The 13,244-nt window shown below is 70.6% G+C and carries 10 protein-coding genes; 3 read left to right on the top strand and 7 right to left on the bottom strand.

Annotation, left to right across the window (positions count from 1 at the left end):
• On the top strand, positions 1-296 hold a 296-nt coding region (locus QH276_RS34885), incomplete at its 5' end, for a hypothetical protein (protein WP_280407040.1).
• Here the strand turns inward: QH276_RS34885 and QH276_RS34890 are convergent.
• On the bottom strand, positions 253-1,620 hold the full coding sequence (locus QH276_RS34890; RefSeq protein WP_432278739.1) for a polysaccharide biosynthesis protein: 1,368 nt from the start codon (positions 1,618-1,620) through the stop codon (positions 253-255). The two genes, QH276_RS34885 and QH276_RS34890, sit on opposite strands and share 44 nt — an antisense overlap.
• A 137-nt stretch (positions 1,621-1,757) precedes the next feature.
• Here QH276_RS34890 and QH276_RS34895 point away from each other — a divergent pair, with 137 nt between their 5' ends.
• Entirely contained in the window at positions 1,758-4,019 is a 2,262-nt protein-coding gene (locus QH276_RS34895; RefSeq protein WP_280402231.1) for a hypothetical protein, read from the top strand.
• Between the two features lie 403 nt (positions 4,020-4,422).
• Here the strand turns inward: QH276_RS34895 and QH276_RS34900 are convergent, their stop codons facing one another.
• Positions 4,423-5,625, bottom strand: a complete 1,203-nt coding sequence (locus tag QH276_RS34900) for a glycosyltransferase family 4 protein (protein WP_280402232.1) — start codon at positions 5,623-5,625, stop codon at positions 4,423-4,425.
• Between the two features lie 373 nt (positions 5,626-5,998).
• On the opposite strand from QH276_RS34900, the gene QH276_RS34905 reads away from it, so the two are divergent.
• Entirely contained in the window at positions 5,999-6,889 is an 891-nt protein-coding gene (locus QH276_RS34905; protein ID WP_280407041.1) for a class I SAM-dependent methyltransferase, read from the top strand.
• Between the two features lie 65 nt (positions 6,890-6,954).
• Here QH276_RS34905 and QH276_RS34910 read toward each other — a convergent pair whose 3' ends face one another.
• From QH276_RS34910 to QH276_RS34930, 5 genes are all read right to left on the bottom strand, one after another.
• On the bottom strand, positions 6,955-7,269 hold the full coding sequence (locus QH276_RS34910) for a hypothetical protein (protein WP_280396558.1): 315 nt from the start codon (positions 7,267-7,269) through the stop codon (positions 6,955-6,957).
• Positions 7,270-7,592: 323 nt separating this feature from the next.
• Positions 7,593-7,730 (bottom strand): hypothetical protein, encoded by a 138-nt coding sequence (locus QH276_RS34915; protein ID WP_280396557.1) that lies wholly within the window; start codon positions 7,728-7,730, stop codon positions 7,593-7,595.
• A gap of 564 nt (positions 7,731-8,294) precedes the next feature.
• Positions 8,295-10,127: a phosphoenolpyruvate carboxykinase (GTP) gene (locus tag QH276_RS34920; protein ID WP_280397617.1), complete on the bottom strand. Its 1,833-nt coding sequence runs from the start codon at positions 10,125-10,127 to the stop codon at positions 8,295-8,297.
• A gap of 240 nt (positions 10,128-10,367) precedes the next feature.
• Positions 10,368-11,909 carry a hypothetical protein gene (locus tag QH276_RS34925; protein ID WP_280407042.1) on the bottom strand — a complete coding sequence of 514 codons (1,542 nt, stop codon included), beginning with the start codon at positions 11,907-11,909 and terminating at the stop codon, positions 10,368-10,370.
• A gap of 112 nt (positions 11,910-12,021) precedes the next feature.
• A complete protein-coding gene (locus QH276_RS34930; protein WP_280399182.1) occupies positions 12,022-13,143 on the bottom strand; it encodes a hypothetical protein in 1,122 nt (373 codons plus the stop codon).
• Positions 13,144-13,244 lie beyond the last annotated feature (101 nt).

Consider the following 13,244-nt stretch of genomic DNA (forward strand, 5'->3'; position numbering starts at 1 on the left):
CGGCGGCGACGGTGATCGCCGGGCCCGCCGGCACCGTGCTCACGGTGGTGGGTCTGGCCGTGGTGCGGTTCGTCCCGCGGTTGCCGCGGCGCGCGCCGGCCGCGGTGGCCGGGTTCGGTACCGCGCTGTCCGCCGCCGCGCTGTCGACCGGGCCGTGGCGGATGCCCGGCGGCTATATGGGCGACTCGCTGTGGGTGCAGCTGCCCGCGCTGATCGCGGTGATCGCGGTGGGCCTGGCGGCGCTGCCGCCGATCACGTGGCGGCGACCGCCGGACGCCGGGTCGCCGCCCGGATGACCAGTAGCGCCACGAGTGCGGTGGTGGTGCCGGCGACAGCGACGGCGGTCAGGATCAGACCGGTGACCGTGCTCGCCACCGTCACCATCAGCACCACTTCGACAGCCAGCCCCATCCACGCCAGGGTCGCCAGCGCGGTGCGGTTCACCGCGATCGCCGAGAGCAGCGCGCCCTGCAGCACCGCCAGAATCGCGCCGTGCAAAGCGAACAGCCACAGCAGCCCTTGGATCGGCGCGTAATCCTGTCCGGCGAACAACGGGGCCAGTGGTGCCGCCACCGCGGCGCCGAGCACCGCGACCACGCCGATTCCGGCGAGCACCGCCAGCGCCGAACGGACCGCCGAACTCGACGAGGCCGGCTGCGCCATCCGCGGATACAACACCACGCCCACGGCCTGCGGCAGCCAGAACGCGATCTTGGTGGCGATGGTGCCCAGCGCGTACCGGCTGGCATCGGGTTCCTCGAGCACCATCCGCACCACGATCAGATCCGCCGAGGACAACGCCATCAACGCCGCCTGCACCTGCGCGGCCCGCAGCACCGCCGCCACATCCGCGAGCCCCGGCCTCGTCCCGGCCGCCGCGAACCCGGGTGTCGTACCCGCATCGGATTCCGCCGAGCTCGGCCACCGGGAACCTCCTTCAGCGGTTCCGGGGCCTTCGGGTACCGATGACATGGAATCACCGGGGCCCGTTTTCTCGGTGGTCCGCGGAGCCGTCGGCGGTCCCGAAGCGCCCGGCCGCCGGGAACCATCGGAGCCCGGCACTCGGTGCCGCTCGCCCGCCCGATTTCCGGCCGGAACCGCACGTTGCGGCCCTGCAACCATCCGCCCGTACGCCGCCGCGGCGGCAATTCCGCCCGCCGCTGCCCACAACGCCGCCGCGGCACCGCCACCGCAGGCCAGCACCACCAGCGCCGGGACCACCTTGGCGATACCGGCGGCCCCCAGCACCACCGCGAGCCCCCGGAACCGTTTCTGCCCTTGCAGTACGCCTTGCTCACCCGACAGCACGACCAGCGCGGGCGCCGATCCGAGCGCCGCCGCGGCCGCCACGATGCCCACCTCCAGCAGCACGCTCACCACCGGCACCAGCACCACTACCGCGACCGCCACCAGGGCGGCACACCGCCACCGCAACGCCCGCAGTGCTGCGAGATCGGCCCCGTGCACGAGTTCGCGCGCCACCACGTTCTGCAGGGCCAGCGCCGGCACCGCGCACAGCAGCTGAACGGCCAGCAGACTGGCGAATTCGCTGTACCCGGCCACCCCCAGCCACCGGCCGGCCAGCAACTGCAGCAGATAGCTCGCGATATTCGCGGTCATCGCCCCCGCGGTGACCAGGGTCATGTCCGCCACGGCGGGGAGACGGCGAACGAACTGCACGCCGGCAAGTCTCCCACCCGGAGCCACCGGCAGACCGGTCCGCCCCGCCCGGGCCGGCGAACGTAGGGTGACTCGCCGTGGGTGCACAACGCGCGGGCCGGTGGACACGATGGCTCCCGGCCGGATACAGCCTGCTGCTCACCCTCCTGATCACCGCCCCGCTTCTGCGGCCCGGCTATCTCCTGCTCCGCGACGCCGTGAGCACCCCGCGCTCGTACCCCACCGATGCCGCGCTCGGCCTGGGCGACGCCGCACCCCGCGCGGTCCCGCAGGACGCTCTGCTGGCCGCCCTCTCGGTAATCGTCGACGGGGGTGTGGTCGTGAAAGCGATCCTGCTCGCCGCGCTCTGGGCGGCCGGCTACGGCGCTGCGGTCCTCGCCCGCGACCTGCTGCGCGCGCCGCTCGCCGCCCAACTGGTCGCCACCACCCTCGCGGTCTGGAATCCCTACGTCGCCGAACGCCTGTTGCAGGGTCACTGGAGCCTGCTCACCGGCTATGCCGCACTTCCTTGGACCGTCCTGGCTGCCCTCCGGCTTCGCGGCGCACGCCCCGGCCCCCGGACGATTCCGCCCGGCCGGCAGTCCGCGAGAACTCGTGAGCAGGAATCGCCGGCGAACGCCGAGACTCTCCCCGGGCGTGATCCGAACACCGCGCCGGGCACTCACGGTCGGCCTGCGCACCGCCCGGCACACGGTGGCGGTGCCGGGAACTGGGCAATGCTGGCGGGTTGCCTGGCAGCCGCCGGTCTGACCCCCACCGGTGCGCTGCTCGCGGGGGTCGTCGCGCTGGCGGTGGCCGGATGGCGGCGGTTCGCGGGCGTTCTCGGACTGCTCGTGCTGGCTTGTTCCCCGTGGTTGACGGCCACCGCGGTCTCGGGTGTCGCGGCCGAACCTTCGGATCCCGCGGGTGTCCCGGCCTTCGCCGCCCGCGCAGAGCCCGGTCTGGGCACCCTGGGCAGCCTCGCCGGACTGGGCGGTATCTGGAACGCCGACGCCGTACCCGGGTCCCGGACCACACCCCTCGCCGCCCTCGCGACCCTCCTCCTGCTGATCATCGTGGCATTCGGCATCCGCACGGTCGCGGCCACCGACGGCGATCCCGAACGCACCCGCGCCCGCCGCATCCTGCTGATCCTCGCCGCGGCCGCCGTGGCGCTGCCCGCATTCGCGGCGACCCCGGCCGGGCTCTCCGTGATGGAATGGCTGGTCACACACCTCCCCGGTGCAGGGCTATTGCGGGATACACAGAAGTTCGTCGCGCTCGCGGTTCCCGGCTACACCTTGTGCGCCGCAGCCGCCTGCTCGGTCCGGTTCGGCCGCCGGTCCGCGGAATCCGACAGCACAGCCGCAGCTCCGCCCGCTTCCGAGCCAGGTGGTTCCGACTCGGATACACCTGGTGCGGGCACGAGCTCGACCCTCGACAGCGGCTGCCCCTCCCGATCCGCGCCCGGGGCCGGACCCGCTCTGCCCGGGCCGGTGCCCGGCAGTACACGCGTCTCCCCCAGCCGCCGAACCGAAGCGACCCCGGGCAGCCCGCGCCTCCACGCAGCCGGCGGCGCACCGGATTCATCCGGCTCGCCGGCTGGTACCGCGCGCACGAATGCCGGCCCGTCAGGTCCGGCCGATGTTCGCGGGGGCGATCCCCGGTTTCCGGAACCTGCATCTGCCGATCAGGTGTCGAACAGCAGCCCGTCCGGCCGCGCGCCCATGCGATCCTCGGCCGCGCTCGTCGCGCTCTTCATCGGGTTGCTCATTCTGCCGTTGATCGACCTCGGTTGGGGCGTGAGCGGGCAGATGCGGGCCGTGCGTTACCCGGATTCGTGGGGTGCGGTCACGCAGCGCATCGACGGCCCCGGTGATATCGCGGTCCTGCCGGGCGGGATGTTCCGCCGGTTCCCGTACTCGGGTTCGGCACCCGTCCTGGACCCCGCCCCGCGGATGCTGCCGCGCGATGTCCTGCAAACCGGCGAGTTGCCGGTGCGCGGCGAGGTGGTCGCGGGTGAGGGCACGCGCGCGCGGACCGTCGAAGATCTACTGCTCGCCGGGGGCGAGCCGACCGAACTCGCGCGCCTCGGCGTGGGATGGGTCCTCGTCGAACGCGACACCCCCGGCCCGCTGGGCGAATCCGCTACCACCCTCGACCGGCTCGAACCCGTCCTCCGTACCGCCGAGCTCGACCTGTACCGGGTACCGGAGGTCGTGCCGCGCCCCGCGCCGGAACACCGGAACCCGGTGCTCGGCGCACACATCCTCTGGGCGTTACTGCTGGTAGCCCCACTGATCGCGGCCGTCATCACGCGCACATTGCACAGGATCCGGCTTACAGGCCGGCCTCGGTGAGAGCAGACCTCCGCCCCACGGCAAGGCCGCTCGCCGTACCGGAGACGAAGACGGTATCGATCGACGGACACCGAACCATGCCACCGGCATTACTGGACGCGAAGAGGTTGTAGACGGCTCGAGAGGGCAGTCGAGGACCGTTGCCGCCGTATGCCCGCCGAATACGCCGGCGGATAGCTCCATACTCGGTGAGACGCAGCTCTACGGCTCCGGCCAGGCCCCTGGGCGGAGCCGGCACCCGAGACGAGCGCCATGCAGGCCCTGCGCCGACGGCGCGGGCGCGAACGCCACCCAGCACGGCATCGCTGGGCCCTTCGACCGGCGAGATCGGTTCCGGTCGTCGGGTACCCCGCAACCTCGGCCGCCGTCGGGGCTCGCCCCGACCGGCTGCACAAGCCCGGTGTCAGGCACCCGCCGCGATGTCGGGATCCGCCACCGAGGTTTCCCCGGGCGAGATCAGGCCGCTGATCCGGCGGCCCGCGGCGGCGGCCGCGAGTACCTCGTGAACACCTGCGCCGGTGTGCTCCCAGGAGAACTCCCGGGCGCGGGCGCGGGCCTTCTCGCCCATGATCGTGCGGGCGGAGGCGTCGTCGAGCAGTTCGCCGACGATGGTGGCGAGCTGGTCGGCATCGTCGGCCAGCAGCCCGGTGACGCCGTCGATGATGGAATCGGTGAGCCCGCGCGACGAGCGGTAGCCGACGGTGGGCACCCCGTGCTGCGCGGCTTCGATCACCGCCAGGCCCCAGCCTTCCTTACGGGACGGCAGCACATGCACCCACGCGCGGGCGAGCAGTTCGTGTTTACGGCGTTCACCGACATGACCGTGGAAGGTGACCGCGTCCGCGATTCCGAGCGCCACCGCCTGATCTTGCAGTTTGTCGGCCCACCAACCGCCGCCGATCACATCGAGGTGCACGGCGGGGATCCGGGCGCGCAGCCGGGCAATCGCGGTGAGGGCGTCCTCGATCTGTTTGTGCGGAACGAGCCGCGACAACACCACCACCCGCGGTTCGGGAGTGCGCACCGCGGCGGTACCGGTGGGCGCCTCGGCGGGCACGGGTTCGGCGCCGTTGCGGACGACCGCGATTCTGGACCGGTCGACGCCCAGCGTCGCCAGTTCCTCGGCCGAGGGCAGTGACACCGTCAGATACTGGTCGCGGCGATGGACCCGCGGCGACAGCGACGATTCGATCCACCAGCCGATCCGGCCCACCAGCTTCCCGGCGACCGGCCACTGCTCGCGGTGCCCGTGATGCACCAGCACCACCGACGGCGCGCCCGAAACGAGCCGGGCGAAGAACGGGATGCCGTTCTGGGTATCGATCACCGCATCGGGCCGCACACCCTTGAGCGGCCCGAGACCGAGCCGCCCGAGCAGTATCGCGGCCAGGGCCCGCGGGTACACCGTGAACCGGCCCCCACCCCGGCTGATATCGATACCGTCCACCCGTTCCCGCCGCGCCGCGCCCGGATAGTGCGCGGTCCGCAGCGTCACCTTCACCCCGCGGGCGGCCAGCTGCGCGCCTACCTGCTCCAGATACCGCTCACTACCGCCGCCCTGCGGATGCCCGGTATCACGCCAGCAGAGTAGGAGTACTTCGCGCACGTGCGGCTTCTCCGGTCGGCTCGGGTCCCGCGACGGGACGGATCGTCAGCGTCCCGCGCGGCGGGACAGGTCATCGCGATCCTAGCTGTATATATTGCGTCGCCTCCGGCGGCGCATGCCAGCGTTCCGCGGAGGCCGGCGCGAAGGGGTGGCGTGCCCTCCCCCGGGGTGGCAGCGGCCGGGTGCTCGGCGGAGGGAACCGCTGCGACGCGGCCGCGGGAATCAGGGGCGCGCCTGATATGCGAAACTCGGCAGCGTGCTCGACGCTGAGGAATCACTCGTGACTCGGATACCGCCCGCCGGGGCGGATAGCGGCGGCGCCGTGGGCCACGGTCGCGGGTCTCGCTCCGCGGTTGCCGGTGCGCCGCGTCAGGTGCGCAAGCGGTTTCGGTTCGCGCGGCGGGCGACCTTGCGGCGCTCGGTGCGGCTGCTGCGCAGTTTCCGGTTCGAGCAGACCGAGCCGGCCCGGTTCTACGGCGGTATCGCCACCGACAGTGTGCATCTGCTCGGCGATTTCTTCGCCGATATCACCGGGCGCGACCTGTCGGGTACCACCGTGCTGGATGTGGGCGGCGGGCCCGGATATTTCGCCGACGAATTCGCCCGGGCCGGTGCCCGCTATATCCCGGTCGAGCCCGACCCCTCCGAAATGCACGCGGCGGGTATCTCGGTCCCGGCGGCCGTACGCGGTTCCGGTATGGCGCTGCCGTTCCGGGACGATGCCGTGGATATCTGCTTCTCGTCGAATGTGGCCGAGCACGTTCCGGATCCGTGGCGGATGGCCGACGAGATGGTACGGGTGACCAAACCCGGCGGGCTGGTCGTGCTGTCCTACACGGTGTGGCTGGGGCCGTTCGGCGGCCACGAAACCGGGCCCTGGCATTATTTCGGCGGCGAATACGCCGCGGGGCCGGGACGGGGGCACGAAGGGGGGGGGGACAAAGTGGGGGTGGGGGGGGGGCGGTGGGGCGTCATTTATGCGGGCTCGTTTTTTTTTTTGGGCGTCATACGCCCCGCGCGCCGGTACCGGCGCAAGAACGGGCGGGAACCCAAGAATCGTTTCGGGGTCTCGTTGTTCGCGGTTCCCGCCCGCGACGGATTGCGTTGGTCGAAGCGCACTTCCGCGACCGTGTACGCGGTGTTCCCGCGTTATCACCCACGCTGGGCGTGGTGGTTGGTACGGCTACCGGTGATTCGGGAGCTACTCGTCAGCAACCTGGTGGTGGTGGCGGGGAAACCCGGCGGGCCCGCGCCGGGCGACTAGGCATATCCCCCGAATTCCCCTCGGGCAAGCGCAGTTCGCCGAGGAGCTCCGCCGGGTTGTGGCCGTTACAGCGCCATCTGCGGACGGCCGCGACCGGCCCGGGAACGCCAGCGGCTGCGAACCACCGGTTCGGACCGCGTCCACGGTGATTCCTGAATGGCGAGACCGACGGTTTCGAGCGTCGTGAGACCGACCAGATCGGCCAACCCCCCGACCACCGCCACCGCCTCGGCCGCCTGCATCGCGGCCATCGCCTGTTCGGTGGTGAGTGTGCGTCCCGGTAGGAACGAGACGACCCAGCCGCCGCTGCCAACGCTTTTCGCTTGATGGTCGGTCTGGTCGCTGGTCATCAACGCCCGGCCGATCACTTGCACCGCCATGAACGCACTCCCGATTGTGGGTCTCAGGTTCGATGTATGGAGCGAGCTGATATCTGGCTAACATCATGCGCGATCCAGCAACAAAACGCAATAGTGCGTTCGATGAAATACGAACCGAGAGGTGGGAATTCGGCACCCACACCTCGCCCGCGACTGGGAGACAACTGCATAAAGTGGCATCTACCAGGAGAAATGAGCAAACGAGTTGGCGTGCCGCACAGCACAAACCTGCCATAACCGGACCCGGCGCGGCGGCGAAAACCTGAAATAGCCCCCGTGACAAATCATCCCGGAATCAACCGGGGAACCGTTCGGCGAGCAAACTAATCGGTAACCAGCAACGCCCGCAGTATCTGCCGACCGTCCGGCGAACCGTCCTCGGCGTCCACCACTTCGACCTGCCACCCCTCGGGTAGCGCCGACTGCAACCGCCCCGCGGCACGATGTAGCGGAGTGCTCACCGGAACATCGTCGGAGGACTGTGCGGCTAAATGCCCTTGGGCCATGTTCCAACCACCTCTCGCGGGGTGATCGGCACGGCCACGGATCGCGCGACAGGCGGGCCGATCAGGAGTAGGACAGTCCGGCGAATCGGGATTACGTGATCGTTTCCAGGATAAGGCACAGATCACATCACGGCCCGCTTCCGCACCGCCCGTTCCACGACCGAAATACAGTACGACCCCGGCCGTGTCCCACGAATCGAACACGGCCGGGGTCGTCCGGCGACAACTATCTGCGACCGGCCTCAGGCCCGTCATCGCCCCTCGGCAAATGCTCCACCTTCAAGGTCGGGGCCCGTCTCGTTCTGGAGCGACAGAGCGGGGGAGCGAAGCGGAGGAGCGGCGGAGTGAAGAACGAGACCAAGGGGGCCCCGACCCTCGCGCCCCCCGGGGGGGGGGCCCGTTTTTTGGTTGGGGGTTTTTGGGGCGCGCAAAAGGGGGGCCCCCCCGGGGGGGGGGGGGGTGTTCAACCCCCCCCCCATGGGGGCCCCCGACCCTCGCGCCGCCGGAGGCGGCGCCATGTTATTGGATGCGCTGTTTGAGGGCCTCGAACTCGTCGCGCACGCCGGAGGGCAGTTTGTCACCGACGAATTCGAACCATTCCTCGATGAGCGGGATTTCCGCCCGCCACTCGTCGAGATCCACTTCCAGCGCCGCGTCCACATCCGCGGGATCCACGTCCAGGCCCGCCAGATCCATCTGGGCGGCCGTGGGCACATTGCCGATCGCGGTCGGCTCGGCATCCGCCGAACCTTCGATACGGCCGACGATCCACTCCAGGACCCGCGAGTTCTCGCCGAAGCCCGGCCACAGGAACCGGCCGTCGTCTCCGCGGCGGAACCAGTTCACATAGAAGATCTTCGGCAGCTTGGTGGCATCGGCGTTCTTACCGACATTGATCCAGTGCGCCATGTAGTCGCCGACGTGGTAGCCCATGAACGGCAGCATGGCCATCGGGTCGCGGCGCACGGTGCCGACCTTGCCCTCGGCGGCCGCCGTCTGCTCCGAGGAGAGCGTGGCGCCCATGAACACGCCGTGCTGCCAGTCGAAGGATTCGGTGACCAGCGGGACCGTGGTCTTACGGCGCCCGCCGAACAGGATCGCCGAAATCGGCACGCCCTGCGGGTCGTCCCATTCGGCGGCCAGGGTCGGGCACTGCGACATCGGGGTGCAGTACCGCGAGTTCGGGTGCGCGGCCAGCGTTTCGGTCTCGCGCAGGTACCAGTCGTTGCCCTTCCAGTCGATCAGGTGATCGGGCTCGCCTTCCAGGCCCTCCCACCACACATCGTTGTCGTCGGTCTGGGCGACGTTGGTGTAGACGGTGTTACCGGCCTGCAGCGTCTCCATCGCGTTCGGGTTGGAGGACCAGTTGGTGCCGGGGGCCACACCGAAGAAGCCGAACTCGGGGTTCACCGCGTACAGCCGGCCGTCCTTGCCGAACCGCATCCAGGCGATATCGTCGCCCAGGGTTTCCGCGCGCCAGCCCGGAACCGTCGGCTGGATCATCGCGAGGTTGGTCTTACCGCAGGCGCTGGGGAACGCGGCGGCCACGTAGTACGCCTTGTCCTCCGGCGAGATCAGCTTGAGGATGAGCATATGCTCGGCCAGCCAGCCCTCGTCGTGGGCCATGGCCGAGGCGATGCGCAGCGAATAGCACTTCTTGCCGAGCAGCGCGTTACCGCCGTAACCGGAGCCGAAGCTCCAGATCTCGCGGTCCTCGGGGAAGTGGGTGATGTATTTGGTGTCGTTGCACGGCCACGGCACATCGGCCTGGCCCTCGGCCAGCGGCGCGCCCACCGAATGCAGTGCCTTCACGAACGGCCGATCCGTGCCCAGCAGATCGAGCGCCGCCCGGCCCATCCGGGTCATCACCCGCATGGAGACCACGACGTATTCCGAATCGGTGATCTCGACACCCAGCTTGGGGTCCTCGGCACCGAGCGGGCCCATGCAGAACGGCACCACGTACATGGTGCGGCCCTTCATCGAGCCGCGGTACAGCTCGGTCATGGTGGCGCGCATCTCGGTGGGGTCGACCCAGTTGTTGGTCGGACCGGCGTCGGCTTCGGATTTGGAACAGATGAAGGTGCGCGATTCGACCCGGGCCACATCGGAGGGGTCGGATAACGCGAGGAACGAGTTCGGTTTCTTCTTCTCGTCCAGCTTCTTGAACGTGCCCGCCTCGACGAGCTGGGTGGTGAGCCGGTCCCATTCGGCGTCGGAACCGTCCGCCCACACGACTCGCTGCGGCTGAGTCAGTTCGGCGACCTCCTGAACCCAGGCGAGCAGTTCGCTGTGTTCGGTCGGCGCGGTGCCGTCGGATCCACGAAGACCGGGAATGGTCGCTGAGGTCATGAAAACTCTCCTGAAATGGGCGGCGATGATGCCTCCGCCCTGGCCCTCGGGCCCGTGACCAGCGCGAAAACACCTAGCGCCACCATTGGCGGGTGAGGCGCCCGCTCCTGCCCGCGGTGTGCGCCCCCGGAGCTACCGGGGTACACCAGGGCAAAGCGGACGCCCAGGTTCCTGTCTAGAGGTTAACGCGGTATTGCCACCTCTATGGAAGCGGGTTGCCTATCAATAGGGGTGGACAAACTATTTTCCGGACTCCGCGACCCATTGCTCGAGTATCTGCCGGTCACGAGCACAGGCGGCGAGCCGGCCGGGTTGCCCGCTGCTCGCGCGGCGCAGCGCCGCCTCCAGTTCGGCGACCCGCCGATCCACCTCGAGCATCCGGTCGGCCGCGGCGCGCACCATCTCGTCGGACAGCTCGGTTTCCGTCTCCACCAGCGCGGTCACGGCGCGCTGTTCGAGCTGGGCCTTTATATTCGCGACCGCGTCCGCGACCCATTGCCGCAGGTGATCACGGTCGGCGAGGTGGCGGCGGGCACGCACCACCCAGGCCGCGGCGCCCGCGCCGAGCAGCAGAGTGACCGGGATGGTGGCCACATCGAGGGCGGGCACGAGGGCCAGCGGCGAGACGAGCAGCCGGCCCAGACCCACTCCCGCCGACGCGCCGACGACGATCATCAGGTGATCTTCGACACCCCGCCCGCGGGGTTGCGGATCCGGGCCCATTGTGGGAGCCGGATCATGCCGGAAGCCGGGTGTCTGATGCGGTAGCGCGGCGCCGGGGGTCGCGGCGGCCGCCCGCGCGCGCAGCTCGGTGAGCCGGGCGGCGATATCGCGGTCGACGGTATCGGTCAACGCGGCGACCGCCGACCGCAGCCGGTCCGGGAAGCCGGCGCGGCCCGCGCGATCGAGGCGGTCGAGTTCGGCCCGGGCCTCGGCGTGCAACGCCCGCACCCGGTGTCCGACCTGGGTCAGCAGGTCGACACGCGCCAGGTTCAGCTGGGCGCGCAGGGTGGCGACGGCCGCCGCCCGGCCGCCGTCGCGTTCGGCGATCAGGCGGGCCCGTTCGGCGCGCAGCAGTTCGGTTTCGCTGCCCGCGGCCAGTAGGGCTTCTTCCTGCCCGATCCGCTCGACCGTCTGCGCGACCACCTGCGCCGCCGCGGCGGCGCGGCGCGTGTCCACGGTGGTGGTGCCGGTGGTGAGCGCGGCGAGCCGGGCATGCAGCAGCACGATCCCGGAGCGGTCGAGGAGGGCGGAGTCTCCGGCCGTGCGGGCGGCGAGCGCGAGCCGGGCGGAGACGGGCACGATCTCGCAGTCCAGCCCGGCGGCGGCGAGGAGCTCGGCGCTGCGGTCGCGGACCAGCTGCCAATCGAGGTGCGCGTGCGTCCCGTTCAGCACGAGCAGTACCCGGCTGCCGTCGGCGCGCAGCCGGCGCACCAGGTCGAGTTCGGCGGCACCGATCACCACGCCGGCATCGAGGACCAGCACGGTCACCGCTCCGCCTGATACCGATGCCAATGCCTCACCGGGCACAGGCGGAACTGCCCCACCCGGCACAGAAGTAACTGCCCCGCCGGGTCCGGCGGTTACCGGCCCGCCGGGCGCGGAAGTCACCGTGCCCGGCGGAGCAGCGGCCGGATCGGCCGCCGGGGCGCTCAGTTCGATCCTCGGTTCCAAACGCGTCAGTTCGGTACGCAGCAGCGCGGTGTTGGCATCGTCCGGGCCGATGAACCGGACCACCGCAGGATGGTTCCCGGCGACCGTCATCGTGTTCAGCAGAGCCATCCCCTGCGGGTTCCAGCGGCCCACCACCGCCGCCACTGCCTCGGGAAAAGGGTCCGGGCGCGCGGCCGGGGCTTCGGACCGGGTACCGGGCGGGCCGGTCCCCGGGCTCGGGTCAGAGCCCGACACTGCTCATCCGTTCCCATACCCGGACGTACCCGTTGTGGACGCGCACCGCGGCCCGGCGCGCGGCCGGTGACATATCACTGGCGACCACCGCCCGCCACCGGATGGCCCGCGCCAGCGCGTCATCGGCGTTCTCCGGCTCCAGCCGGGGATAACCGGCCGCCAGATGTGACACCTCGGGATCGGCCAGGCCGCCGCACAGACCGAGCCATTTCGCCTCGTCGGTGTCGAGGTACTCGGTGATCAGCGTGCGCGCGCGGCTGGTGCCCTGGGGTACCGCCCGCGCCGCCAACCGGGTCAGCTCGTCGATGAAGACACCGGCCCGGCGCGAGATCGCCTGCTGATAGCGCAGGCCGAGCAGTTTGGCCACCGGCTCGATACCGCTGACGGTGTGCAGGATCTGCACCACCGTCTGCGGCGAGAGGTCCGGTTCGCGGGCCAGCGCGGCCAGCACGCACGCCAGCCCGTACAGGTCCCAGCGCTCGAGCAGTTGCGCCCGCTCCTCGGTATCCGGTCCGGCGGCGGGAGAGACGAAGGCCTCGGCCGATACCGCCGACAGCGAACCGCTGCGGGCATGCCGGCGCAGCAACTCCAGGTCGGGTTCGCGCAGCGCCCCGGCGATCGTGCGCGCGGCCAGCGTGCCGACGATCGGGAAGGCCGGCAGCCCGAAGGCCCGGGAGTACTGTTCCGCGGCCGCCACCGCGTCGGCCCAGCCGGTGCCGATCGCATCGGCTTTGTTCAGCACCACCAGCGTGCGTTCCGGCGGCAGCGACCCCAGGATCCGCCGATCACCCGGTGACGGTGTGCTGGCCAGCACATAGATGAGGATGTCGGCGTCGAGTACCGGGTCCGGGAAACCGGGCTCGTCCACCGGCGCCGTTTCGGCACCCTGCTGCAGGCCGAGTGCCTTGGCCACGGTCGTCCGCCCCGACCGGGCGCGGCCGGCCACCTGGGCGCGCGGCAGGCTCCGCCAGCGCTGGGCGGCCATTTCGATACCGTTCGCGATGCCGGCGTCGGTGCCGTCACCCATCCGCAGCGTCGAAATCATCCGCTCGAGCGGATCCGCCGCCCCCACTTCCCGCATGTACCTGTCCGATCCCTCGACTGTCACCGCCGCACACCCCCTGTCCCGGTGCGCATTCTGTCAGAAGAGCGCCCGCGGCGCGCCGGGCGCGGACCCCGCTCGGCCTACCAGCGGGTAGGTCCGGTGCG

The organism is Nocardia carnea (assembly GCF_029869215.1).
In the GTDB taxonomy this organism is placed as follows: domain Bacteria; phylum Actinomycetota; class Actinomycetes; order Mycobacteriales; family Mycobacteriaceae; genus Nocardia; species Nocardia carnea_B.

Bases quoted from the DNA above. Each gene is read 5' to 3' on its own strand.
- QH276_RS34890 (WP_432278739.1), bottom strand. From the start codon at position 1,620: ATGACCGCGAATATCGCGAGCTATCTGCTGCAGTTGCTGGCCGGCCGG.
- QH276_RS34920 (WP_280397617.1), bottom strand. From the start codon at position 10,127: ATGACCTCAGCGACCATTCCCGGTCTTCGTGGATCCGACGGCACCGCG.
- QH276_RS34925 (WP_280407042.1), bottom strand. From the start codon at position 11,909: ATGGCTCTGCTGAACACGATGACGGTCGCCGGGAACCATCCTGCGGTG.
- QH276_RS34910 (WP_280396558.1), bottom strand. From the start codon at position 7,269: ATGGCGGTGCAAGTGATCGGCCGGGCGTTGATGACCAGCGACCAGACC.